Genomic DNA, 24,825 nt, shown 5'->3' with positions numbered 1-24,825 from the left:
CACTCAGCACTCAGCACTGCCCCCAACATTATGGAGTCACAACAATGGGTGATTATAATTGGACTCGACGAGATTTTATTAGAGGTATAGGCGCAACTACGGCTGGGATTACTTTATCTTCATGTGCAGTTTCCGCAGATAGATCAGCTAAAGGTTTGACAGAAGAAGCTTTAGCAGTAAAACCGATAGTTAAATCTGGAGATTTAGAAAAACCAGATTTGATTGTCGGATATGTGCCTGTAAATGATTGTGCGCCATTTGCGATCGCTTGGAAAAAAGGTTTTTTCCGCAAGTATGGTTTAAATGTCCAACTCAACCGTGAGGCTAGTTGGGCTAACTCCCGTGATGGTTTAATTTTTGGACGCTTAGATGCTTCCCCAGTTGTATCTGGTGCTGTCACCAACGCCCGTATTGGTGCGGAGGGCGCACGCCATGCCCCATTATGTGCAGCTATGACCATCCACCGTCACGGTAACGCCATGACGATGAACAAAGCCATGTGGGATTTTGGCTTACGTCCCTGGTACGAATACCAAGAAAAATATGGCGAAGGTGCGTTAGAAGCTTTTGGTAAGGATTTTCGCGGATACTTTGACAAGCAGTCACCAGAAAACAAAGTCTGGGCTGTGGTGTTGAGTTCGGCAATTTACGAATACTTTGTGCGTTATATATCGGCGGCGGCTGGTGTCGATCCTCTAAAAGAGTTCCGCGTCATTATTGTCTCACCACCCCAGATGGTAACTAACGTACGCATTGGCGCAATGCAAGCATACATGGTAGCCGAACCGTGGAATACTAGAGCTATTACAGGTAACGAAAATATTGGTTTTACCTTCGCTCAAGGTAAAGAAGTTTGGCTAGGACATCCAGATAGATTGTTGGGTGTTATGGAATCCTTCATAGAAAAATATCCCAAAACCTATCGTTCCTTGGTGAAAGCCATGATCGAAGCCTGTCAGTATTGTAGCAAACCCGAAAATCGCCAAGAAGTTGCTGAATTACTCACCGACCGTTCATTTACAGGTGCAAAACCCAAAAAACTAGGCGCACCCCTCACCAAGTTGACAGCCCCAGGAATTATTGGTGCATACAACTACGGAGGATTTGATGGCAAAGATCGCACCATCACGGCAGCAGATACGACAATTTTCTATGATATTCCCGACACCTTACCTAAACAACCAGCCGAACACTCAACATTTTTATGGAGATCCAGGAGTCTGTGGTTAATGACTCAAGCCGCCCGTTGGGGACAGATTAAGGAATTCCCTAAAAATGCCAATCAACTAGCCGAAAAAGGCTGGAGAACAGATTTATATCGAGAGATAGCCTCAGAAATGGGCATTGAGTGTCCCAAGGATGATTACAAAGTTGAGCCTGCCGAAGTATTTATAGATAATAAAGGTTTTGATCCTAGTGATCCCGTTGGTTATCTCAATAGTTTCGCCATTAGGGCTAATGCTCCTACTCGTTTTTTCTTGTCTTGAAAATAGGGTTTAGAGGCTATAAGCTAGTATTTTTCCTCAAAAATCATCTTGCTTCTACACCTCTAAATCCTTTAGTTAATAGTGCTAATTTTTTAGGAGCATTTGATATGGAATATACACCGTTAGTAGTAGATACTCAACAAAAAGTCATGTCCCGCCATAACTTTTTAGAAATTGAAAATTTAGTCAAGTCTTATCCCACACCAGATAAAAGTAACTTCGTGGTTTTAGATGGTGTGAATTTAACAATTGGTGAAGACGAGTTTATTTCTGTGATTGGGCATTCTGGCTGCGGTAAATCAACTTTGTTAAAAATTGTAGCGGGTTTAGAAAAAGCTACCTCCGGCTCAGTAAAGTTAGATGGGAAAGAAATCCGTCAACCAGGAGCTGAAAGGATGATGGTATTTCAAAACTATTCCCTATTACCTTGGTTAACTGTCAGAGAAAATATCCGTCTCGCTGTAGATGAAGTGTTAAAAAATGCTAAACGTTCCGAAAAAATTAGCATTGTGAACGAACACTTGGCGATGGTAAACTTGACGGCGGCAGCAGATAAATATCCTGATGAAATTTCTGGAGGTATGAAACAAAGAGTAGGCATTGCTAGAGCCTTAGCAATTCGTCCAAAAATGCTGCTGATGGATGAACCTTTTGGCGCATTGGATGCTTTAACAAGAGGTAAATTGCAAAGGCAAGTATTAGATATTTGGGAAAATCATCGCCAAGCAGTAATGATGATTACCCACGATGTCGATGAAGCGATTTATATGAGCGATCGCATCGTTTTAATGACTAATGGGCCAGCTGCTAATATTGGAGAAATATTAGAAGTACCATTTCCTCATCCACGTGATAGATCGGCAATGCGAAACACCAAAGAATATTTTGAACTTCGCAACCACGCCCTCAATTTCCTCGACAAATATTTTACCCAAGAAGAGTAAAATAGACTATGATTTCTTTTAGTGGGTAGCCTAATTCAAATTCAATTTTGATGAGTTTGAAACGGAGGAACCAAATTATGGGGCGCATCTTGCTGAGAGTAGAGATTTAAGTTTCACTCATTACTCAAAACTCATCACCGGCTAAACGCCGCGCTACCGCTAACAGCACTCAACAAGAGAGACACCTTCCAGTCTTAGCCCGTCAGCTAACTCCGTCGGCAATGGAAGGAACCCCCAAGACTTTGGCTTGCATACCAGTTGTTATTGGGGTTTCCTTGCGGATATGATTGTCCGTCTCTACCCTGCTTCTCATTGATTGTTCGTTAAGCTTAGGAGAAGTTAAAGCTGTGAAAGTTAAGCCAATGTTAGCCCGCTTACAAAGCGCGATGGGACGTGATGATTTAATTGACAAAATGATATTGTTACCAGAACCAAGAAAACTGTTAACAAAAAAGGTGCAAACAACAACGTCAATTAACTTAATTGTTGGTTATGATGCTTCTCCTAACAGTCATACTGCACTTGATATCGCATTTTGGATTGCCCATCAAACAAGACTAGCTACAAATGAACAAGTGACAGTCCAAGCTGTTTATGTAGTAGAAGAAGCGTCACAGCCTGATTATTCTAACGTTTTGCATTTTACCAAACGCTTACCGACACTGGAGTGTCAAGTTAGCGAAGTCACTAAGTCTATCACATCTGTTTTAACTCCATCAAAACTAGCAAGAATAAAGTCATATCTCCAAACAGAAACAATCACACCTCTGCAAGAAGCAGATAGAATTCTTTGGCAAGCACGCAGTTTAGCTGAAGAATGGCAAGGTTCTTTCAAATCTCATTTGCGGTTTGGCTGTGTGAGTACAGAACTGAAAAAAGTGGCAGAATCGGAATCTGCTGATATCCTATTTTTAGGATGTCAATCTGTGTATCATCCTCTCATTGCAGCCTTTGGTGCTAATTTCCCTTGTGCCGTCATCGGTATTCCCAATTGCATAGATGAATAAACCACATATAGGATTTCAGAAATTATTCTTCTGAAATAAAATGTGCAAATTCAGCCACCTATACTTAGGTGGTTTTTTTCGCTATTATGCAACCAAACAAATTGTGAGAGGTTAGTGTGGAAAATTGGCAAGCGATTCTGAGTGCGATCGCATTTATCGGGGTGATCATCTTAGTCATGACAGAATGGGTACATCTCACCGTTGCTGCTTTACTGGGAGCATTATTACTAGTATTTACCAACGTCATGACTTTGCAGGAGGCTGTTGGTTACATCGGTAATAGTCACGGTACAATAGGTCTATTCTTTGGTGTAATGGTGTTAGTCAGAGCATTTGAGCCTACCAAAATATTTGATTATATCGCCACTCAAATAGTCCTACTTGCTAAAGGTGATGGTAAACGTCTACTACTGGGTATTGTCGCTCTTGTAACTCCCATTTGTGCAGTTTTACCCAACGCCACTACTGTAATGTTATTAGCACCACTAATTCCCCCAATGGCACAGGAAGTAGGAGTAAATTTTGTTCCTTTATTAATCTTAATGGTGTTTGTTGCCAATAGCGCCGGGCTATTAACATTAGTTGGTGATCCTGCTACTTTTATTGTCGGTGATGCTGTTAACATCAGTTTTATAGAGTATCTCCAAAAATTAAGTTTAGGCGGTGTTATTGCTGTGGTGACAGTCACAGCGACGCTACCATTTTTATTCCGCAAAATTTGGCATACCAAACTAGAAAATCTCGAAGAATTGCCACATCCCCAAATTAATCATCCACGAGTTTTAACGCTTGGGGCTTTTATCATCGCTTTCGTGCTGCTATTTTTTGTCATTGGTGAATCTTTGCCATTTCCCATTTCCCCAGCTGCGGTGGCTTTGTTAGGTGCAGCCTTGGCTTTATTGCTATCTCATCAAAGTAAAATTGATTCAGTCAACAATATTTTACGTGATGTAGATTGGAGTACATTGATATTTTTTATGAGTATCTTTGTGTTGATTGGCGGCTTAGAGAAAACAGGGATAATTAGTAGTCTGTCAGGAATATTATCAGTTGTTCTTGGTAAAAATATTATTTTAGGTTCTCTAGTTTTATTATTTTTTGTGGGTATACTATCTAGCGTCGTCCCCAATATTCCGTTAGTGGTGGGGATGGTTCCTTTACTGAAACAATATATCGTCACCGTAGGATTAGCACCAGCCGAAGTTTTAGCACAAGACTTTCAAGGGCAATTTCCCCCAGAGGTATTGCCATTATTTTATGCCATGATGTTTGGCGCTACCTTGGGAGGAAATGGCACACTCGTCGGTGCGTCTTCTAACATTGTGGCGGCGGGAATTTCTGAACAACATGGACGACGGATTTCTTTTAAAACTTTTCTTCATTATGGCATTCCCATCACAATCCTACAGCTAATAACCTCAGCATTATATGTGTTGATTAGGTTCTTAATCTAACAGCACATTATAGGAAATATTATTTATTTCAATAGAAAATTACATATTCTTATGATTTAAGGAGTGTATGGTTGCATACCATGCTCTAAAATGCTGATATTGGGTCAAAATATCAATATTCAGCATTCATCAGGATTGTCAATTATGAACTTACCAGAAGAATATAGTGCTAATAACACAGTAGAGATAGAAAACGGGAGTATAAACTCGGCTATAAATCTACAGCAAACTCATAACAGTATAAGTGAAATTAATAACTTAGATAAAATTCGAGATATTCTCTTTGGCAACCAAATGCGGGAGTTGGAAAAGAGGTTTACTCGTTTAGAAGAACGGATGGTAAAAGAATTCTCTCATGTACGGGATGAAGCAAAGCAACGTTTAGATGCCGTAGAAATATATGTAACAAAAGAAATTGAAGCTTTAGGAGAACTTTTGAAAAATGAACAAATAGAGCGCGAATCTGAGTTAAAAGTAATTACTGAAGAATATAAATTTATCAATACATCTCTAGAAAAGAAACTGGTACATTTTGCCGAACAAACTATTAATAATCAACGTAATTTACGTGAGCAAATCCTAAACCAATCGAAAAACTTGCAAGATGAGATTAGACAAAAGTATGAAGAAATAAATAGTTTAATTGAAAAAGAGACTCAAGAAATCCGTCATGACAAAACTGACCGTGCTAATTTAGCATCCCTCTTTACAGAACTTGCTTTTCGATTAAATAAAGAAAATAATTCTTGAACAATATTAACTAATTATATTACAAGCAACTATCTCAGTTTTTTAGGCTGAGAAAATTCACCTAACCAACCATAAAAAAACAGACTATCTCAATATAAATTGTGTATTGGGGGAGAGTATTTATGAATAATAATTCAAGAGAGCCAAGCAGTAAAATATACCCTCTAATTAATAAAAACGCTAAAGTTGATGACGAATTAGATAGACTGCGGAGTTTGTTATTAGGAATTGAGCCAGCAAAATTGCAGCAACTTTATGAGTTATTAGAGAATCCTCAAATCCGCCCAGAAGATATTAGTCGTCTACTACCAGAAGCCGTAACTTTAAGATACCAGCAAGATAAACAGTTAATTACAGCAATGGTTTCTACAGTGGAGGAAGCAATTCAAGCTTCTGTTCAGCAAGACGAAAATATCCTTTCAGAGGCATTTTATCCAGTTATTGTGCCTGCGTCTCGCAAAGCGATCGCTAGACTTCTAGATGAAATGATGCAATCATTAAATCAAACTCTAGAATACAGCTTTTCTCCAGCAAGCTGGCAATGGCGATTAGAAGCTAAACGTACAGGCAAATCATTTGCAGAAATCGTCTTGCTGAGGACATTAGTCTATCGAGTAGAACAAGTATTCTTAATACATAAGCATACAGGATTGTTGTTACAACATCTGACAGCTAGTCAGGTAACTAGTCAAAATCCCGACTTAGTTGCTGCTATGTTAACAGCCATTCAAGATTTTATTAGAGACTCTTTCAGTGTACCACCAGCAGATCAATTGCAGAGTTTACGCTTGGGAGAATTGAGAATCTGGATTGCACAAGGGCCTCAAGCATTATTAGCCGTTACTATTAGTGGAAATCCCCCTCAAGATTTAAGATTAATCCTGCAAACAACAATTGAAAAAATTCATCTCAAGTTTAGTAGAGAAATTAAAGACTTTGACGGTGATGCAGAAATAGTTACGGGATGTCAGCCTTATTTAGAATCTTGTTTGGTAAGTCAATATAAATCTGCATCACAGAAGAGTTATAAATATGCTTGGACTTTTTTAAGTATAGTAGCGATCGCCTGTGGTATTTGGAGTTTTTTTACTATTAGAGAACAACTCCGTTGGGGTAATTATATACAACAACTCAATTCCCAACCAGGTATTGTTGTCACGGAGACTAAACAACACTTTGGTAAATACTTCATTTCTGGACTACGCGATCCCTTAGCAGTAGATCCTCATACTATCTTGCAACAAACTAAACTTAATCGCCAAGCCATTGTTAGTGATTGGCAACCATACTTATCTTTAGAACCACAATTGATAATTAAACGAGCTAATCAATTACTCCAGCCTCCACCAACTGTATCACTCAAAATTGATCATCAAGGAATTCTGACTGCTAATGGTTCTGCACCTCGTCAATGGATTTTAGCCACACGTAAATTGTGGAGCTTTATCCCAGGAATCACACAGTTTAAAGACAAAAATCTTGTAGAAACCGAACTAGCAGATTTTGCTTCCTATAAACAGCAAATCGAGCAGCAAGTCATATTATTTTCTGAAGGATCTCCCCAATTTTTTCCTAGTGAATTGCAGAAATTAAGTAAAATAACCCCACTTATCAAAAAACTTTTAGTTACTGCTAAATATCTAGACAAAGATGTCAGCATTCAAATTATTGGACATACGAATACAACAGGTACAGAATCTAGAAATTCTCAACTGAGTCAAGCACGAGCTAATCAGATTTTTACTTATCTGTCTACTCAAGGTATCAACAAAAGCCAATTACAAGTATTAGGTGTCAGTTCTCACCAACCTTTACAACCAGAATTAACAATAGAAGCTGAAAAAATTAACCGTAGAGTTTCTTTCAAGATAATTACTAAATCCAATCAATAAAATTAACTAATTATTGAAAGTCATGATTCAAAAAAAAATTTGTATGGTAGGTGCATTTGCCACAGGTAAAACTAGTTTAATTGCCAGATTTGTCTATAGTATTTTTTCTGAGAAATACCAAACTACTGTAGGAGTCAAAATTGATAAAAAAATTGTCAATGTTCAAGAAAATCAAATTAACCTCATAATTTGGGATATCTACGGCGAAGACGAATTACAAAAATTACAAATGTCATACCTGCGCGGTTCATCTGGCTATTTATTAGTGGTTGATGGAACTCGCAAGAATACGCTAGAAAAAGCATTTAATTTACAAAATACAGTAGAATCTGCACTTGGTCAAATTCCGTTTATTTTAGTGCTGAATAAATGGGATATAACTGACGAATGGGAAATAGAATCACCAGAAATCAACGCTTTAGTCCAAAAAGGTTGGAATGTAATTAAAACTAGTGCTAAAACCGGATTAGGTGTGGAAGAAGTTTTTCAGACTTTGGCTAACAAAATCATGGAGCAGTAAATGGTAAATATCCCCAATCCAGTGATTAATTATCTATTGAATTTTATCTTCCAAGAACATTCACTTGCTTATTTATTAGTCAAAAAAGATGGCAGTTTGTCTGTATGGGGAGGCAACTTAGCTAAATATGGAGTTACAAATCTCCGTCAAGGTGAAAATATTAGTCAGCAAGTATTTTTTTTAGAAGGATTATTACCACTAGATGATATTCCTGTATATTTACCACATATTAAAACTAATTATGGAATTTCCACAGACATTCATATCTTTCCTTCAGAAGAAGGAGATTGGGTATTATTTTTGGGTAGTACCTGGGATGAAAAATATATTTCCCAAATTCAACAAAAAGTCAACGATTGTAGCCTATTAAAAGAAAGACTATAGGAATCCTATTTGATTTTTGAAAAAATCACAGTAAGTGTAATGGTGTGGCAAGGCTAAAATGTTGCCAAAAAATTGTAGGTTGGGGAGACAATGCGTTGTTGATCGCGAGTTAGAGTATAGCAACTGGAGCGATGTACAAAAAGCGAGTCGTTTTATTTATTTGAATAAAATCTGTTACCAGGGCAAATACCAGAAGTGATTGTGACTCACTACTAAATCAAACCTGAGATATTCTCAACACAGGCTGCATAAACCCAAAATTACCTACCTATTGATTGAGTGAAGGGAAGCAAACCCAACACCAACAACTCACATCAACAGAGAACCAAATCATGAAAACCTCAACATTACTCAGCGTTGCTTGTTCTCTTTCGTTTCTTAGTTCGTTCACCTTACCAGCAATTGCTCAACCAGTTCCTACTCAACCTCAACCCCAAATTGCTCCTCAAAGCATCAGCATTCCTCAAGACACAGCGATTGTTGTTTCATTTCCTGCACCCATCACTATTGATGTTGGGCAAAAAAAGGAATATCCTCTGACAGTTCCTCTAGCTAGTGCCATTAAAGATACCCGTGGTAATACCATAGCTGCTGAAAATACCCCTGTCACGATTGTGCTGAAACCCACTGATGGTGGTGCAAAAATTGTTGCCCAGTCTTTAGTCATTAATGGACGCATCGTTGCAATTAAAGCATCTAGTCAAACAATCCCTGGTACTACCATTACTCACAAACGAGCTAATGATAAAGCTGTAGAAAATGGTTCAATCTGGGGTAGGATTGGTGGTAGTACCTTGGGTTTTTTAAGTAACGGTGATCCAGACCAATTTGATAGAGGCGCAATGTTAGGTAGTGCTGTAGGTTTACTTACAGGTTTACGTTCCCCAGAAAACACTCGTGTTGTGCAGATTCCCCAAAGTAGTGTTTACGTTCTATCGCTAGAGGCTGCTATTACATTGTCTTCACTTTAGTCAATAGTCATTGGTCATTGGTCATTGGTCATTGGTCAGAGGCAAAAGTCATTATTTCTTCATTTTGAATTTTGTTAGCGCAGCGTAAAGCCTTCTCTTTCAGAGACGCTAACGCGAACGACATAGCTTCTCTACGAGACGCTACGCGAACGCTTAGAGCGAGTCCGCGATAGCGCAGCGTTAGCGACGCAGGAGCGTCGCGTCATTTTGAATTTTGAATTGGTATCAGCACTCAGCACTTCTAAAGAGGCTGGAGTATGGTTAAATGGAAGTCATGCTTGTTTTGCGCCTGTAAATACTTTTCTTGTAGTGGTTGCCATTCTTGCCACCACTGGCGACGATTCGCTGCTAATAAATTAGCAAGTGTGGGTAGTTGAGTGTGAATCTCTGACTTAAAAACATCTACAAGCCACTCACCCATAACTACACTGTCTTGAATGTTACCCAAAATATCTTGAATGCTTTTTACTTCTGCTATGTAAGTTGTGTAAGCTTCACCATACAAGTCAGCAAATAACTCCATTTGGTAACGCACACGCTTGGCTTGTTTCCGCAAACTATGAACAGTTTCGCCTTTAGTTGTCAGTTGTTGTTCTATCTTTTCAGCTTGCCAATCAGTGCGAATTTTCACTTCCGAATCTACAATATGAGTTCCTATTAGCCATCCAGGATGCAGCAAAAAACTGCTTATTTCTGGCAATAGTAAATCTGGTAGTACTTGCTCAATAGGTAGCGATGCTAAAGGTTGATAACTGGGTTTTTCTAACCACTCTTCTAGAGTTTGTTTTAAAGACTTATAAGATTCATCCTTCAAGGTTTCTATCGTTTTTTCTAAAGCATCTTCTCGTTGTTTCGCTAACGCATCGAAAGCTTTTTGTAGAGTTTTTTGTTCCTTGTCAGGTAAATTTGACTGATAAATGTTTTCTAAAGTTTGTTTGAGTACATCTAAATCCCGAAGATTACCCAGACGACGAGCTATTTTACCAATATTTTTATCACTGGCTGATTTAGATAAATTAATGGCTAGGTCAAATCGACTAATTGCTGTACGTAGACGACGCATTCCCACTCGCATTTGGTGTAATGCTTCTGGATCTTCATCTTTCTTCACAGCTTTTTCCCACTTCAAGCTTTTCTTCAAGTGTTTTTGAATGGCTTCGTAAGCATAGTTCCCTAGAGTTTTTACTGTGGGTTCCGTAGCTAATTTCATCATTGATAGTAATTACTTACTTGCTTAAACAGATTATTGAATAATAGCAAATCATAGCATTAGTGAAAAATCTATATCTATCCTTTGATATCTATTTTTAAAATAATTCTTTCTTAGTAGGTATTATTATGTGTGTTGATTGAGGCAGTCAACAGTCCACAGTCTAAATGATATGTGAACGCCAGCCTGTATACTGCGTGATCTGGCTAGAAGTCGAAAAACTGCCCACCCGACGGACTTCCATTGACTGTGATGTTAACCCCGAATTTCTCACGAAATTTATCAAACCGAAATCCAGAGGCTGTAGGGGCGAATTAACGAGATATTCGTGAATGATTGAAGCTTCCTTTGTGAACCCGCCCCTACCGTTTTGTGAGAAGTGCAGGTAACAACCCTAACTTTAATTTAGTTTGTCAATTGCCCAAGTTATAGACAGGTAAAAGATTTAAGTCTTTTTGTTGCTGAGTATTAAATCACACAGTAAAATATCAAAATTAACCGTTTTTAACCTTAGAAAATAAATAAAATGGTGAACGCAAATTTGATACAGCAAGTGACTTTAATATTTGCTGATAGTTTTCAAACACATAGAGAAGACCTATCAGCAGTACTAATAACTCCCGAAAAGCATTTGTGGTTGGGTTCAGATGAAACTTCTACAATCGAGCGTTTGTCTGTAGTTGATGGTGATAAATTTAACGAACATCAACAATTTCGCGTAGCTGAATTTATTGATTTACCAGCACCAGAAACAGAAGAAATTGATATTGAAGGATTAACTTATAGTGATTATTACTTATGGTTAATTGGTTCGCATAGTTACAAGCGCAAAAATACCCAGCCAGACAATACAGATAAAAAAAATATTTCTCGATTAGCTAAAGTTGAATCAGAAGCCAACCGCTACATTTTAGGTAGGATTCCTCTAGTTGATGGGCAATTATTTAAGTCTTGTCCCCATCCCCAAAACTCAAGTAAGCAGTTAACTGCTGCTAAGTTAGAGCTAACCAAGCAAGGTAATCTGCTTATGTCGGCTTTAGCTGATGATGCTCATTTAGGCTTTTTTGTGAAAGCAGCAATTCCGGGAAAAGATAACGGTTTTGATATTGAAGGGTTAGCTATTGATAAAAACCGGATTTTTATTGGTTTGCGTGGCCCTGTGTTGCGCGGTTGGGCAATTATTTTAGAAATTGAGTTAGAGAATTCCCAGCCAGGGTTTCTAAAACTACGCAAAATCACTGAAGACAAAAAAAGCTATAAAAAGCATTTTATTTGGTTGAATGGGCTGGGAATTCGAGATTTATGTTTGACTGGTGAAGATTTATTAATTTTAGCTGGGCCAACAATGGATTTAGATGGGCCGGTACAAGTTTATCGGTTGAAAAATGCTGTGAATTTAAGAGAAAATACTCTCAATTATCCAGATTTACTTGAGTCTCTGCCTTATGGCGATCGCTGTGATCATGCAGAAGGCATGACATTCTTTCAAAATGTATCTGGAGTACCATCGGTATTGATAGTATATGACTCTCCTGCCCAGCATCGCCTCATCGGTGATGGTGGCGTGTTAGCAGATGTCTTCCAGTTGAGTTAAAGATTGGTGGAAATTGCTTGTACCGGACAGGTAGGAATACACTGTTCACAAACAATGCAGCGCGATCGCGTAAACGTAAGTTTATATGTCTCTGGGTTGAGAGTCAAGGCTTCTGTAGGACAAACCCCAGTACACAAACCACAATGAACGCACACATCCTCATCAATGGCAATTTCTCCTAATGTCAAAGAGACATTAATATGACGCGATCGCATCCACTCAATAGCTGCATCTAACTGATCAATATCTCCCGATAGTTCCACTACCAGTTTGCCGATTTGATTCGGAGCAACCTGAGCGCGGATAATATTAGCAGCCACATTAAACTCCTTTGCCAGCACATACGTCACCGGCATTTGAATAGCACGTTTAGGAAAGGTCAGGGTAACTCGTTTTTTCACAGATTTAGCAGAGTGTTTTCTTTGTTTTAGCGTAATACCATTTCACTTTAATAATGATACAAATACGTGAGTCCGTCAGTCCGTCAGGGATTGTAAATCCCTGTCTCATAGCTAAAGTCCTCTCAAGAGGACTGAATATCAGAGTCCATTTTAATGGACTTAAGCTATGAGACCACCGTTTTAACGGTGGGCGGACAATACCCAACGAGTAAGCTATATGTATTAGGATTTTTGTGAATTGGTATAAAGCATTAGTCAATAGTCAATAGTCAATAGTCAATAGTCATTAGTCATTAGTCATTAGTCAGTTGTTACACTCCCTCACTCATTACTCAGCACGGGCTAAACGCCCCGCTACCGCTAACAGCACTCAGCACTCCCTCACTCCCTCACTCTTTAACTCATCACTCAGCACTCATAATCAAGTTAAACTAAATATGAGATTACTTAATAAGTTTTAATAAAGTTTGTTATGACGACAAATTCACCTATCAAGCCAGAAACTAGTTTTGGGACGCGGTTGCGGAACTTGTTAATCGTGCTAGTGGCGATCGCTCTTAGCGTTGCTTTATTCTTAGGGCTACGGAGTGAGACAGCATCTGTTTCTTTAGATGAGTTAAATCAAACTTCTACACCTCTAGACGTGGCTGTGAGTAATGGTAAGCCGTCAATTGTTGAGTTTTATGCCAACTGGTGTACTGTTTGCCAAAAAATGGCTCCAGATATTGCGGAACTAGAAAAAGAGTATTCACAAAATGTGAATTTTGTCATGCTAAACGTGGATAATACTAAATGGTTGCCGGAAATGCTGAAATATCGGGTAGATGGTATTCCTCATTTTGTATTTTTAAATCAAAAAGGAGAAGCATTAGCTCAGGCGATCGGTGATCAACCTCATACAGTTATGGCTAGTAATTTACAGGCTTTGATGACTGGTTCCGCATTACCTTATGCTCAAGCTAGTGGGCAAGTTTCTAAATTTTCTGCTCCAGTTACATCTACTAGCATTCAAGATGATCCTCGTAGTCATGGTAGTCAAGTTGTGAATTAGTACCTTGGCGGCTAGAAGTCGCAGCTACACAAACAAAACCCACCTAATACCAATTCAAAATTCAAAATTCGTCTTGGAAAGTTTGCCGGGCGGGGGAAACCCCCCGAACTTTGCTCAACGGGGGAAACCCCCGCACGCAAGTTCTCTCCGCACGCAAGTTCTCTCCGCACGCAACTTTCCGCAAAATTAAGAATCCAGACAGGACAATGTTTTGGGGATGTGTATCTGTCGCATTCTTTATTCAAATTGGTATCAGTTACCAGTTAACAGTTATCAGTTACCAGTTAATAAACGTTCACTGTTTACTATGCCACCCTCAGAAGGGTTTATTGGTTGAGTGCGTAAGCCCTAAAGTTAAAATCGGGTTTGATATTCAATAACTGCCCGACTGTCATCGTCTAAATTGGTGGAAGCGCGGACACGGAATTTATCATTGATCCGATAATTAATCCCCCATTGGAAGGGGTCATTAGCTGTGAGAATTTTGATACTAGAAACAGATAGTTTAGTCGAAATATCAACACCAGCTTCAGCCGCTAATTCTATACTAGAACTACCTCTACTACTACCAGCTTCAGGATTATCAGAAATCACTGTGGGAAATATTCTAAATTCACTCAAACCAAAAGCATTACCAATTTGGTTAAATGCAGATTGAAAGTTATTAAATACAGCTGAACCGGCGATGTTAATTAAACCTAATGTACTATCACCACGTCCTTGGGTATCGACAAAGCCACCACCAAGTAAAGCAACTATTTCTGTCTCGCTACGTGCTGGACTGCTACGTAATTCCAAACTTTCATTAAGTCTACTAGCAGGGCCTTTGACATTAGCTTCCACACGCACAGTTTCTAATGCACCTAATCCTGTAGAATTGATCCGACTTAAATCACTACTTTGTACTATCTCTACAACTTTAGCAAATAGTTGAATATCTAAATCAGGATCACGGGGTTGATTAGCTCTAAAGGTAGCAGTATGTTCATAACCACGAGCTAGGTTAAACTGAGTTGTAAATAAATTCACACCACCCTTTCTTAAACGGATAGTTCCCACAGGTATGGGGTCGGCAAAAGTTCCACTGACTGTGAGATTACCAGTAGCCAGAAAACTGAGAATAGGTGGACGAGTAACTTGTACGTTTTTACCTAGTTCCAGTTCTAGATTATTAAATTTAGCATTATTATTACCAGCATCTTGTTTATTTTGTTTGCTAGCTTTTGTGAGTGATAGCCCTGCATTATTATTAAGATTTTGCTCAGTGTTGGGAGATTCTGCTAGTAATACCTGACCATCATACAAATTGATTTTCCCCCCAATATTGGGATTTAGGGCAGAACCAGTAATTTGAATATTTCCACTCACGCCACCTTGATACAATCCCTTGAAATTCAATGCTAGTTGATCGAGGTTCACAGCTAGAGGATTGTTAATGCTGATGTTATCGTTGTTGAAGATGGGAATTTCTCCTGATGCTTGCACTTGTCCGCGACTAAATTTTCCTTGCAAACTTTCTACTAAGATCCGGTCAAAATCGAACTGGATTCTACCTGTGACACTGTTAATTTTTTCTGGTAAAGCTTGGGCAGAAAAAGTAGCATTTTGGACGGTAGCAATGCCATTGACTCTGGGTTGTTGTCTGGTTCCCCGGACGGTTAGGTCTACTTCACCTGTACCACTTTCAAAGGCAACTTGGTTAGTGAATAAGTTCAGTAATGCTAATCCTTCATTCTGCACCTTCACATCCAGACTAATTTGCTCACTGTCGGGAGCTGTCGAAGCAAAAGGCAACTTGTAAGGAATACTCCCAGCAATACTTACAGGTTGCGGCCCAGTAACGGCGACAGTACTACCGAAGTTTAAGCGACCATTACCATAACTGAAACTGGCTATGGCTGATTGAATGGGCTTTTGGTTGAGTGTACCATCAGTGATTTGCAATTCTCCTTTGGCTTGGGGATTGGCAATACTACCTGCCAAAGCTGCTGTACCACTGAGGTTTCCTGTAACTCCGATGGGAAGGTTGACAAAATTATTCAGTACTTGGATGGGAAAATTATTGACTCTTAACTGACCAGATTGATCATCACCTCCAACATTACCAGTAAAAGCTAGAAGACTATTTTGCGACTCAATCCGCACAGGTCGCAATTGTAAAACCCCATCCTCAAAACTGCCTTCAGCAATAATTTTATCGGCTCGATAGAAACGATTAGGTTCTGATTCTTTACCCCAGACAAAGTTTTGCCCATTTAAATTGAACTGTACTGATAAACCCTTGGCAGTGGCAGTGTCTAAAGCCACTTCGCCGTTAAAAGTACCTTGTAAATCGGCTAGGTTAGGGACAGGAGAAGAATTACGCTGTTGTTGTTGTTCAGCTACAAGGGTATCAATTTCGTAAAAGCGTTTGATTTGGTCGAGTAAAGACTGATTTGGTAATCCTTGGGCATAGGTATTGAGATCGGCCGCACTGCCATTTGGTGCTGAGGTATCGCGTTGAAAATCTTGTAAGTCGAAAATTTGCGCTAAGGCTAGTACGTCCTGGATATTACCTTGGCTGACGTTGAGTTTCCCTTGAATTTTTGGCCCTTGGGGCGTTAAGCCAAAAGTCCCAGCTAGGGCGTAACGACTTTGACCTTTGACAAATTCGCTACTGGTGAGGGTGGCTGTACCGTTGTTGTAACGAAACTGGGCTGTCAGATTATCGCCTTTAATTCGGCCGATCGCAGGCGTAGCGATCGCTAAATTTCCATTTGTCGCCAAGGTACGCTGGTTAAACTGGACATTGCCACTGAGTAACCCAGCTACCGGGCCACTACCCAAACGCAAGCTGGGTGGTGGGGATAAGTTGAAAATTTTTAAAGGGAAGTTGGCAACGTTCACAGCCCAATCATCTCCTCTCACTTGTCCTGATGCTAAGGCTTCTTGCCACTGTACCAGGAAGGAGCGAGGGCGATTATTCCCATCTAAGTTCAAGGCAATTCTATCTCTATTACCTGCCAGATTGAGATTTAATCCCTGTCCTGTAGCTGATTGAATATTACCTGTTAATAATGGCTCAAATGCAATGTCTTGGACAACCAAATCTTTTAAGCTAATTTGCCCATTGACATTGGGTAAGGGTAATCTACCAGTCACCTTGCCATTAAAATCTACCCTACCTGCTACAGCCACCTGATTGGGCAGATTCACTGGTAACTGTTGCAGGTTGAAATCTTGGGCTTGGATGTTGAGATTTAAAGCTGTAATTTCTGGGATACCAGGTCTGTTGGCATTGGCTAAGATGTCACCATTGATACTTAAACCAGGGGCTGTGGCTTGCTGAATCGTCAACCTTTCACCATTCCAGGCGATCGCTGCATTTAAGGGACGCTCTATACCAGGAATCCCCTGTGATAATTGTACCTGACCTGTCCCCTGTACATCTGCTAATCTAGCTGAACCCAAGTTACCTGCTACTTGTAACTGTCCAGCAAATTGCCCCCGCAATCGCTGATTAAATCGGTTTAACTCCACACCCGCAGCCGTCACCACCGTCTGATAGCGACCATTTGCTACTCGCAGATTGGCGGCGGTAATTGCACCCCCTCCCGGCAAATTTAACCGCCCTTGGCCATTGGCTTGGATGGTTTGGGGACTAAAGGAATTCAGAGAACCAGCAACGTTTAATTGACCAGTCAAAGCCCCTTGTAATTGGGGTGGGACAGATGCTAGGCGTTGCACAGGCACATTATTTGCTTGCACTTGCGCTTGATAGCGACCGTTAGCCACTTGAATATTGGCAGCAGTAATTACACCATTACCCACATTTAACCGTCCTTGACCGTTGGCTTGGACAGTTTGCAGACTAAAAGAATTTTCTACTGCGCCAGCAACATTTAATTGACCAGTCAAAGCTCCTTGTAATTGGGGTGGGACAGACGCTAGGCGTTGCACGGGTACATTATTCGCTTGCACTTGTGCCTGATAGCGACCATTAGCTAATTGAATATTCGCAGCAGTAATTACACCATTACCCACATTCAACCGTGCTTGACCACTCGCTTGGATAGTTTGAGGACGGAAAGATTCAGCCGAACCAGCAACGTTAAACTGACCAGTCAAGTTACCTTGGAATCGGGGTGGGACAGACGCTAGGCGTTGTACAGGTACATTATTCGCTTGTACTTGGGCTTTGTAAACACCATTAGCCAATTGAATATTCGAGACACTCACCGTACCCCCACCCACACTCAGACGGGCATCACCAGTTCCCTGGAGAGTCTTGATACTAAAGTTTTCTTTGTTACCTGCTATTTGGAATGTTCCCGCCAAAGGATTAGCTAAAGCTGGAGGTGCATTGTTGAGAATACGTGCCAATCGGACATTACTTGCTACCAATCGGGCAGCAAAGGTTTGGTCTTGGAGTTGAATATTTGAGACAGCAACTGTACCACCACCAATATTTACCCCTGCACCTTCTGAGCGAATGGTGGCAATTTTAAAAGGTGCAGCAGTACCAGTGACAATTAACCGACCGTTAAATTCTGCTTCTTTGAGAGAGACATTTTGCAATTGATTTTTGTTGACAAATGGCTCAACATTTACCCCATTTGCCACAGCCACAGCTTGCCAACTTCGATTAGCAAAACTACCGTATGCCTGTACAGTACCACCAGCAACTCTGGCAACTATATTACGGAACGTCAGGTTACGATTAGCACTGATGATAACGTCACCAGTTGTGGGATAGATTGCTCCTGGAGCCTGAAATCTCACCAAAGTGCGTACATTTGTTGGTGCGCCAGTCACTTGAGCAGTAGCAGCAACATTACCAATAGGGAAAGTATTATTTGTATTGTAGAGTTGAGCGATCGCATCCCCAGGAACATTGTTAGCAGCAAAGTTTAAATTCAGTTGGGGATTTTTCCCCAGTAAAATCGTTCCACCGCCTTGAATCTCTCCACCTAATGTAGTTTTACCTTGAGTATCGATGAGAGTAACTAAAGCATCGCTCAGAGAATAGGTAAACTGGCTACTAACACTTTGAAAGTCAATTTTGTCAACCCTGGTAGTTTTAACTGTCGTAATTGTCCCTGCCAGAATTGGCTTAGTAGTGGCCCCAACTACTTGTAAGTTACCTTTGATTTGCCCCACTACAGGCACAGGTAATTTTAACTTCAGTGTTTTTTGAGCATTGGCAACACTTACGCCATTAATCCGCGCTGTCAACTTATAGCCTGTTTGGGTGTCAATAATTCCTTGAGCGACTAGGGGAATTAAACCGTAACTAGTCACAACATTTTCTAACTTCACTTCCGTCCCCTGGAAGTAAACATTACCTTGGGTATTTCTAAAGGTTTGTGGTGCGCGCGGAATCTGAATCGTTACCTTGTCTAAATCAGCATTACCATACAAAAGCGGCTTCTGCTCTGGTGCTAACTGGACTCGCAAATCACCATTAACTCTACCTGCCTGTAAAATTAGCGGTAACTTGACTATCCGAGTCACATCAGCCCCCAGTAATTCCTTGGCCTTTAATTGCAAATTAGCAGCCAGGGTGACGTTACCAGCCTGAGTTTGCGGACGCACATCTCCCTGAATCGCAATATCGCCACCACTATCGGCTTTACCACCCACTGACAACTTAATCAGTTTATTGTTTTCTAAAAGTTGTGCAGAGCCGTTGAGTTGCGAAAATGATATCGGTGGTAGGGTAGGTTTACTAGCAGGGCGTTGATTATCTCCCTCTACTACCTCATTTCTCATCTGGGGTAGCAATGCCAACTTGCCACTACGGAAGTGAATCTTGTCCAAATCCGTTTTAATCGCGCCAGCTTTACCGGGTGGTGCTATTGTCGTCGTAATCCAACGACCTTGGTTATCCTGTTCGATGTAGATGTCAGGATTTACTAACGTTACATCCAGCTTTAATTGGCGATTAAAAATTAATAGAAATGGGTTAAACCCTACTTCTACACTATCAACTGCTGCCTGATCTGGGTCTGTTGCTGTTGCCGGAATAGATGATGCAGCAAACTGCACTCCCGTCAACGAAAAATTTGTCACCTTTCCCAGTTTTACCGGACGGTTGAGTGTTGTGGTCAGACTTTTCTCGGCTAGGGGTGTTAACTCTTTCTCTACAAACGTCTGTAACCGCCAAATACCGACAATCACACCCACAAGCAAAAGACCGCCTAAAGCCATACCACCACGACTCAAAATCAGAAACCACAGATGCCTGCGGGAGTTTTGGGGGCGATGATTTCGATTGGGGGAATTAATCATTTGACTTTCTTTTATTTGCTGGATGTGGTGGGAACACTACTAGCACTGTCTGGCATCTGTACTTATAACAAGGTAACAGGCAACAGAGGACAGGGGACTGTTGATCAAACTGGTGTAACAGGCTGGAAAGTCTTTTAGTCTCTCTGTTTGATGATTGGGTTTTGTCCTTATCTACCTGGTAACTGCTATACCATGCCAATACCAGGATACAAATCAATTGGTTATTTTGCTATGCGAATTATTTCGAGATTGGGCATTAGTCAAACGTGAAAATTGCTGTAAAGCCCTTCTCCTCAAGGAGACGCTACGCGAACGGGCATGGCTGCGCTTAGAGCCGTAGCGTGGCGATCACCTGTATACTGAGTGCCGACTATCTAAAGTGATGAATAATCATTCTCCTTCGATTTCTCCAGACTTACATCTTAAAATCAAAGTTTTATGACCAAAATGTCCAATACCTCCTTTTACTTAAGACACTGATATTGTCAGGCAAATCTGAATTAAAGTGAAGTCAATAACACTTTGAAGTTGTATGAGCAAAGTTTATTTAATCACCGGGACATCAACTGGATTTGGTCGCGCTCTAGCAGAAGCGGTTTTAGAGCGTGGTGACAAGGTGGTGCTAACAGCACGGAAACCCGAACAAGTCGCAGAATTGGTACAAGCAAATCAGGAAAACGCTATTGCTGTACGGCTAGATGTCACAAATGCCGAGGAGCGAACTGCGGCTGTCAAAACCGCTATTGAACGCTTCGGACGCATTGATGTTCTAGTCAACAATGCTGGACAAGGTTCTCTAGGTTCTGTGGAAGGATTTTCATCTGAGCAAATCAGAAAACAGTTTGAAGTTAACTGCTTCGGCGTTATGGAAATGACGCGAGAAGTTTTGCCCATCATGCGCCAACAAAAATCAGGTCACATTTTGAATGTAACCTCAATTGGTGGCTTGGTTTCTATGGGTGGATTCGCACTTTATTGTGCTACGAAATTTGCCGTTGAGGGTTTTGCTGAGGGTTTGCAACATGAAGTCAAACCACTGGGCATTAATGTAACGATTGTCGAGCCAGGCGCTTTTCGCACAAACTTTGCCGGAGATGCCAATATGCAATCAGACACGGAAATTGATGATTACAAACCAGTGATTGAACCGATTAAAGAATATCTCTACGGCAATAACTGGAAACAGCCAGGTGACCCGAAAAAAGCTGCACTGGTAATCATTCAAGCAGTTGAATCGGAAAACCCGCCTCTGCGTTTGATGCTCGGTGCAGATGCTTATGCCCTATGGGAGCAAAAGCGGGCGGCAGAACGCCAGGAATTTGAACACTGGCGAGAAATTGGGATTAATACTGCCTTTGCAGATGTGGTAGTGACACCAATTGGCGGGTAAAAATCTCTATCGCTTTGTGAGTGAGATTTTGTTAGCAATGGTCAATAGTTTTTTGAGCTTGGATTATTGACCATTGACAAAAGAATAAGAACAATATAAGAATCCGATTTGATTACTGAACAGACTTGTTTAGGTAGGTAACAGGCAACAGGTAACAGGTGACAGAAAAAAAGGAAATTAGAGGTGTACTGACTTTTTTCAAAAATCAAATATGATTCCTAGATGCCCTCATCTATCTGGCAACTGCCATAATCGGCATATACATTCTTGAATGATTAATCAATATTAAAGTAAATTGGTTTCTTTGACTTCCCAACGTAACAATCTTGGTAGTTGTGATAAATCTAGAGCATAGTTACCAGCCCATAAAATAATCTCTAAAATCAACAAATGACGTATCCAGCTTAAATCACTAGTTGAATCTAAAATTGTCAACCCCTCATACAATTGCCAAAGGCGATAAGGTACATAAAGGTAAGGAACCATCACCCACACTACATGATGAAACCATCTCAGAGTTAAACTCTCGGAGAGGATTTGCAATGCCAAGATCACAAAGTACCAAATAAAAACAGTCAAGACAGAAGTGTGACCCCAAATTACACCCCACAAAAGCATGACCAACAATGGCACTAATCCACCCAATAATTGCACTGTACCAAACCAGATTTTAAACCATCCAGGTAGAGGTTCTGGCAAACTATAAGGTTTAGCATTTCTCCACACCCAACCAGTAGCGCCAAAAAAAGCTGTAGCTATTAAGAAAAATAAGAGATTTTCGCCAAATAAGTAAAGGTTAGTGTTCATGATGATTAAAGCGTGAGTAATCAGCGAACCAACACTAAAAAAGGAACACAGTAATTTTGTGTCCCTGTTTATCTGAGTATCTATACCAATAGCTTAAACATCCAACTTAAGCAGCAACAGGTTTCAATAACTCGATATGAGAAAAAACAAATTCCTGAATAGAAGTTTGTCCTGCTAGCTCCGTACGAATCTCCCGACGATTGAGAATGAAATAGTTGCCAACCTTTTCATACTCATCTACAAAGTTACTGACTCCACCCTTCTGTTCCCCTGTTTTCGGGTCATGATAAACAGAGTCATAAGTATGAGACAGATAACCTTCTCCAGTTTCGTGAACACCAAAAGTATTAATGGTCACGACAACGCCATGAATATGACGGTGGACGAGAGTAACTATATTATTGTGGACTTTATAGCGATCGCCTTCAGCCTTCCCACCCATCAAAATTTCCACAGCCCCATTCTCGTCAGTTGCTCCATAACGAAAAGTGTTTGCACCGTGGGTTTCTTCAAAGGTGCGACGCACTCGATGAATAGCTATTTCCCATGCTTGTCCATGAATTGCCTTCTTCGCTGATTCATCCTCTACACCCAAAACTTCCGCCTTTAGTTCAGCATTGACGATAACTTTACCAGTAATAACCTGATCGTCCTGCTTAAAAGTAATATCTGCTGAGTACCCAGGAAAATTCTTGTCCCAGGTATAACGGTTGTCATAAGCAGCCCGGAAAAGTTCCTGAGCAGAGAGTTGTGTAACTGTCATGTGCTTCTCCTAGCGCAATTTAGTGATAGTCGCTTTTTAGTTTTGCTGGTATTAGCATAGAAGTAAATGTTGAGTCTCGCATAGACCCCAACTGGGTACACTTATGCCTACTTCCCTCCATGATGTCCTTCAGGCGATCGCCAGCATCCGTAATGAGCAAGACTTACAACCAAAGCTCATGGATGAAATTGGTGCATATTTTGGTGTCCAACGTTGGGGCATCTATTTAATAGATAGCCAATTACAGACTAATCAAAATACTCAAAGCATTCCCGCCGTATGTTTAGAGAGTAACCCTGTTGGACGCTATGTAGTTGAACGCCACGCTCCCACCCACGAACAATTAATCTTAACCCCAGAAGACTGGCAAGACTTTTGCCCACGCCATGACCACGGACACGTCATGACTGGGCCAATTATTTGTGATGGTCGTTTAATCGGCACACTCAACTTTGCCCGCGATCAAGGTAATCCACCGTTCAACACCAACGACCTAGCTGATCTCAGCGCCGTGTGCATTCATCTATCAGCCAAACTTGCCACCCTCAAAAGCAACCCCCAGCCATCTCAACCTCCATTATCTAATCCCTTAACACCACGCGAACTACAAATCGCCGAACTCGTAGCCAAAGGATTAACCAACACGGAAATTGCCGAAAAACTTTGGATCACACAAAACTCCGTCAAGCAAGCCCTCAAAAGAATGTTTCGCAAACTGGGAGTTTCAGCAAGAACTGAGATGGTAGCAAGACTACAAGACTTGCTACTTCACAGATGAAAATAGCCATTTCTGGAGAAGCTACAACCTTTACCTAATAATCTTTATCGCCTTTTTATCTCTCAATTAAATTGTCCAACTCAAAAAGTCAATAATTTAACCCTTGACAGACCTAAAAATACTCGATATACTAGATAAAGTGTCAAGGCAAGAGCCAAAGACAACCGAACCGAGAAAAAAGAATACTTTGAAAGCTAAGAAGTGACCAATCCTCGTCAAACAGATTTAGTTTTGGGGTTTCCCAAAAACTTAAAAAATTATAGCAAGGAATCTGGAAACAAGTTTTTCAGATAACAAACTCAAAACACAACAAAACGGAGAGTTTGATCCTGGCTCAGGATGAACGCTGGCGGTATGCTTAACACATGCAAGTCGAACGGAATCTTAGGATTTAGTGGCGGACGGGTGAGTAACGCGTGAGAATCTGCATTCAGGTCTGGGACAACCACTGGAAACGGTGGCTAATACCGGATGTGCCGAAAGGTGAAAGGCTTGCTGCCTGAAAATGAGCTCGCGTCTGATTAGCTAGTTGGTGTGGTAAGAGCGCACCAAGGCGACGATCAGTAGCTGGTCTGAGAGGATGACCAGCCACACTGGGACTGAGACACGGCCCAGACTCCTACGGGAGGCAGCAGTGGGGAATTTTCCGCAATGGGCGAAAGCCTGACGGAGCAATACCGCGTGAGGGAGGAAGGCTCTTGGGTCGTAAACCTCTTTTCTCAAGGAATAAGAAAGTGAAGGTACTTGAGGAATAAGCATCGGCTAACTCCGTGCCAGCAGCCGCGGTAATACGGAGGATGCAAGCGTTATCCGGAATGATTGGGCGTAAAGGGTCCGCAGGTGGCATTGTGTGTCTGCTGTTAAAGAGTCTAGCTTAACTAGATAAAAGCAGTGGAAACTACAAAGCTAGAGTGCGTTCGGGGCAGAAGGAATTCCTGGTGTAGCGGTGAAATGCGTAGAGATCAGGAAGAACACCGGTGGCGAAAGCGTTCTGCTAGGCCTGCACTGACACTGAGGGACGAAAGCTAGGGGAGCGAATGGGATTAGATACCCCAGTAGTCCTAGCCGTAAACGATGGATACTAGGCGTGGCTTGTATCGACCCGAGCCGTGCCGGAGCTAACGCGTTAAGTATCCCGCCTGGGGAGTACGC

General features: G+C 41.0%; 19 protein-coding genes, 1 rRNA gene and 1 riboswitch (1 of these 21 cut by a window edge). Of the genes, 15 read left to right on the top strand and 5 right to left on the bottom strand.

Annotated features, from left to right (window positions below; all coding sequences use genetic code 11):
• Positions 1 to 44 precede the first annotated feature (44 nt).
• The 9 genes from FD725_RS03055 (at position 45) to FD725_RS03015 (ending at position 9,409) form a co-directional block, all read left to right on the top strand.
• Positions 45 to 1,487, top strand: coding sequence for an ABC transporter substrate-binding protein (locus tag FD725_RS03055; RefSeq protein WP_179046760.1), 1,443 nt, complete (start codon positions 45 to 47; stop codon positions 1,485 to 1,487).
• Between the two features lie 107 nt (positions 1,488 to 1,594).
• On the top strand, positions 1,595 to 2,431 hold the full coding sequence (locus tag FD725_RS03050) for an ABC transporter ATP-binding protein (RefSeq protein ID WP_179046759.1): 837 nt from the start codon (positions 1,595 to 1,597) through the stop codon (positions 2,429 to 2,431).
• Between the two features lie 17 nt (positions 2,432 to 2,448).
• Positions 2,449 to 2,664: riboswitch (cyclic di-AMP (ydaO/yuaA leader) on the top strand.
• Between the two features lie 129 nt (positions 2,665 to 2,793).
• Entirely contained in the window at positions 2,794 to 3,438 is a 645-nt protein-coding gene (locus FD725_RS03045) for a universal stress protein (RefSeq protein WP_179051396.1), read from the top strand.
• A 116-nt stretch (positions 3,439 to 3,554) separates the two neighbouring features.
• On the top strand, positions 3,555 to 4,892 hold the full coding sequence (locus tag FD725_RS03040) for an SLC13 family permease (protein ID WP_179046758.1): 1,338 nt from the start codon (positions 3,555 to 3,557) through the stop codon (positions 4,890 to 4,892).
• A 144-nt stretch (positions 4,893 to 5,036) separates the two neighbouring features.
• Complete coding sequence (locus FD725_RS03035) at positions 5,037 to 5,642, top strand: hypothetical protein (protein ID WP_179046757.1); 606 nt, start codon at positions 5,037 to 5,039, stop codon at positions 5,640 to 5,642.
• A 122-nt stretch (positions 5,643 to 5,764) separates the two neighbouring features.
• On the top strand, positions 5,765 to 7,534 hold the full coding sequence (locus tag FD725_RS03030; protein ID WP_179046756.1) for an OmpA family protein: 1,770 nt from the start codon (positions 5,765 to 5,767) through the stop codon (positions 7,532 to 7,534).
• Between the two features lie 22 nt (positions 7,535 to 7,556).
• Complete coding sequence (locus FD725_RS03025) at positions 7,557 to 8,054, top strand: Rab family GTPase (protein ID WP_179046755.1); 498 nt, start codon at positions 7,557 to 7,559, stop codon at positions 8,052 to 8,054.
• The gene (locus FD725_RS03020) at positions 8,055 to 8,438 is read left to right on the top strand and encodes a hypothetical protein (protein WP_179046754.1); all 384 of its coding nucleotides are present in this window, start codon (positions 8,055 to 8,057) and stop codon (positions 8,436 to 8,438) included.
• Between the two features lie 332 nt (positions 8,439 to 8,770).
• A complete protein-coding gene (locus tag FD725_RS03015) occupies positions 8,771 to 9,409 on the top strand; it encodes a hypothetical protein (protein ID WP_179046753.1) in 639 nt (212 codons plus the stop codon).
• Between the two features lie 241 nt (positions 9,410 to 9,650).
• Here the strand turns inward: FD725_RS03015 and FD725_RS03010 are convergent, their stop codons facing one another.
• Positions 9,651 to 10,619: a CHAD domain-containing protein gene (locus FD725_RS03010; protein WP_179051395.1), complete on the bottom strand. Its 969-nt coding sequence runs from the start codon at positions 10,617 to 10,619 to the stop codon at positions 9,651 to 9,653.
• Between the two features lie 526 nt (positions 10,620 to 11,145).
• Here FD725_RS03010 and FD725_RS03005 point away from each other — a divergent pair.
• Positions 11,146 to 12,213, top strand: coding sequence for a DUF3616 domain-containing protein (locus FD725_RS03005; RefSeq protein ID WP_179046752.1), 1,068 nt, complete (start codon positions 11,146 to 11,148; stop codon positions 12,211 to 12,213).
• Here FD725_RS03005 and FD725_RS03000 read toward each other — a convergent pair.
• Positions 12,210 to 12,614, bottom strand: a complete 405-nt coding sequence (locus FD725_RS03000) for an NIL domain-containing protein (protein ID WP_179046751.1) — start codon at positions 12,612 to 12,614, stop codon at positions 12,210 to 12,212. The genes FD725_RS03005 and FD725_RS03000 overlap by 4 nt on opposite strands.
• Before the next feature lie 472 nt (positions 12,615 to 13,086).
• Between FD725_RS03000 and FD725_RS02995 the strand changes: the two genes are divergently transcribed.
• Complete coding sequence (locus FD725_RS02995; RefSeq protein WP_179046750.1) at positions 13,087 to 13,665, top strand: thioredoxin family protein; 579 nt, start codon at positions 13,087 to 13,089, stop codon at positions 13,663 to 13,665.
• Positions 13,666 to 14,019: 354 nt separating this feature from the next.
• Here the strand turns inward: FD725_RS02995 and FD725_RS02990 are convergent, their stop codons facing one another.
• The gene (locus FD725_RS02990) at positions 14,020 to 19,935 is read right to left on the bottom strand and encodes a translocation/assembly module TamB (protein WP_179046749.1); all 5,916 of its coding nucleotides are present in this window, start codon (positions 19,933 to 19,935) and stop codon (positions 14,020 to 14,022) included.
• On the opposite strand from FD725_RS02990, the gene FD725_RS02985 reads away from it, so the two are divergent.
• Together FD725_RS02985 and FD725_RS02980 are read left to right on the top strand one after the other, a co-directional pair.
• Entirely contained in the window at positions 19,885 to 20,073 is a 189-nt protein-coding gene (locus FD725_RS02985; RefSeq protein ID WP_179046220.1) for a hypothetical protein, read from the top strand. The two genes, FD725_RS02990 and FD725_RS02985, sit on opposite strands and share 51 nt — an antisense overlap.
• Positions 20,074 to 20,467: 394 nt before the next feature.
• On the top strand, positions 20,468 to 21,325 hold the full coding sequence (locus FD725_RS02980; protein ID WP_179046748.1) for an oxidoreductase: 858 nt from the start codon (positions 20,468 to 20,470) through the stop codon (positions 21,323 to 21,325).
• Positions 21,326 to 21,610: 285 nt separating this feature from the next.
• Here the strand turns inward: FD725_RS02980 and FD725_RS02975 are convergent, their stop codons facing one another.
• Together FD725_RS02975 and FD725_RS02970 are read right to left on the bottom strand one after the other, a co-directional pair.
• Positions 21,611 to 22,132, bottom strand: a complete 522-nt coding sequence (locus tag FD725_RS02975) for a hypothetical protein (protein WP_179046747.1) — start codon at positions 22,130 to 22,132, stop codon at positions 21,611 to 21,613.
• Positions 22,133 to 22,238: 106 nt separating this feature from the next.
• Positions 22,239 to 22,895 (bottom strand): DUF3386 domain-containing protein, encoded by a 657-nt coding sequence (locus FD725_RS02970; protein WP_179046746.1) that lies wholly within the window; start codon positions 22,893 to 22,895, stop codon positions 22,239 to 22,241.
• Between the two features lie 103 nt (positions 22,896 to 22,998).
• Here FD725_RS02970 and FD725_RS02965 point away from each other — a divergent pair, with 103 nt between their 5' ends.
• Positions 22,999 to 23,673 carry a LuxR C-terminal-related transcriptional regulator gene (locus FD725_RS02965; protein ID WP_179046745.1) on the top strand — a complete coding sequence of 225 codons (675 nt, stop codon included), beginning with the start codon at positions 22,999 to 23,001 and terminating at the stop codon, positions 23,671 to 23,673.
• Between the two features lie 311 nt (positions 23,674 to 23,984).
• Positions 23,985 to 24,825, top strand: a 16S ribosomal RNA gene (locus FD725_RS02960); it runs 648 nt beyond the window's last position.

This window comes from Nostoc sp. TCL26-01, assembly GCF_013393945.1.
Lineage (GTDB): Bacteria > Cyanobacteriota > Cyanobacteriia > Cyanobacteriales > Nostocaceae > Trichormus.
Note: the sequence above shows the minus strand (reverse complement) of the source record. Positions and strands in the feature narration are given on the sequence as shown.

Coding starts and splice junctions, on each gene's coding strand:
- FD725_RS02980 (WP_179046748.1), top strand. CDS start 20,468: ATGAGCAAAGTTTATTTAATCACCGGGACATCAACTGGATTTGGTCGC.
- FD725_RS02965 (WP_179046745.1), top strand. CDS start 22,999: ATGCCTACTTCCCTCCATGATGTCCTTCAGGCGATCGCCAGCATCCGT.
- FD725_RS03035 (WP_179046757.1), top strand. CDS start 5,037: ATGAACTTACCAGAAGAATATAGTGCTAATAACACAGTAGAGATAGAA.
- FD725_RS02985 (WP_179046220.1), top strand. CDS start 19,885: ATGCCTGCGGGAGTTTTGGGGGCGATGATTTCGATTGGGGGAATTAAT.
- FD725_RS02970 (WP_179046746.1), bottom strand. CDS start 22,895: ATGACAGTTACACAACTCTCTGCTCAGGAACTTTTCCGGGCTGCTTAT.
- FD725_RS03005 (WP_179046752.1), top strand. CDS start 11,146: ATGGTGAACGCAAATTTGATACAGCAAGTGACTTTAATATTTGCTGAT.
- FD725_RS02990 (WP_179046749.1), bottom strand. CDS start 19,935: ATGATTAATTCCCCCAATCGAAATCATCGCCCCCAAAACTCCCGCAGG.
- FD725_RS02995 (WP_179046750.1), top strand. CDS start 13,087: ATGACGACAAATTCACCTATCAAGCCAGAAACTAGTTTTGGGACGCGG.
- FD725_RS03055 (WP_179046760.1), top strand. CDS start 45: ATGGGTGATTATAATTGGACTCGACGAGATTTTATTAGAGGTATAGGC.
- FD725_RS02975 (WP_179046747.1), bottom strand. CDS start 22,132: ATGAACACTAACCTTTACTTATTTGGCGAAAATCTCTTATTTTTCTTA.
- FD725_RS03020 (WP_179046754.1), top strand. CDS start 8,055: ATGGTAAATATCCCCAATCCAGTGATTAATTATCTATTGAATTTTATC.
- FD725_RS03050 (WP_179046759.1), top strand. CDS start 1,595: ATGGAATATACACCGTTAGTAGTAGATACTCAACAAAAAGTCATGTCC.
- FD725_RS03010 (WP_179051395.1), bottom strand. CDS start 10,619: ATGAAATTAGCTACGGAACCCACAGTAAAAACTCTAGGGAACTATGCT.
- FD725_RS03030 (WP_179046756.1), top strand. CDS start 5,765: ATGAATAATAATTCAAGAGAGCCAAGCAGTAAAATATACCCTCTAATT.
- FD725_RS03015 (WP_179046753.1), top strand. CDS start 8,771: ATGAAAACCTCAACATTACTCAGCGTTGCTTGTTCTCTTTCGTTTCTT.
- FD725_RS03025 (WP_179046755.1), top strand. CDS start 7,557: ATGATTCAAAAAAAAATTTGTATGGTAGGTGCATTTGCCACAGGTAAA.
- FD725_RS03045 (WP_179051396.1), top strand. CDS start 2,794: ATGTTAGCCCGCTTACAAAGCGCGATGGGACGTGATGATTTAATTGAC.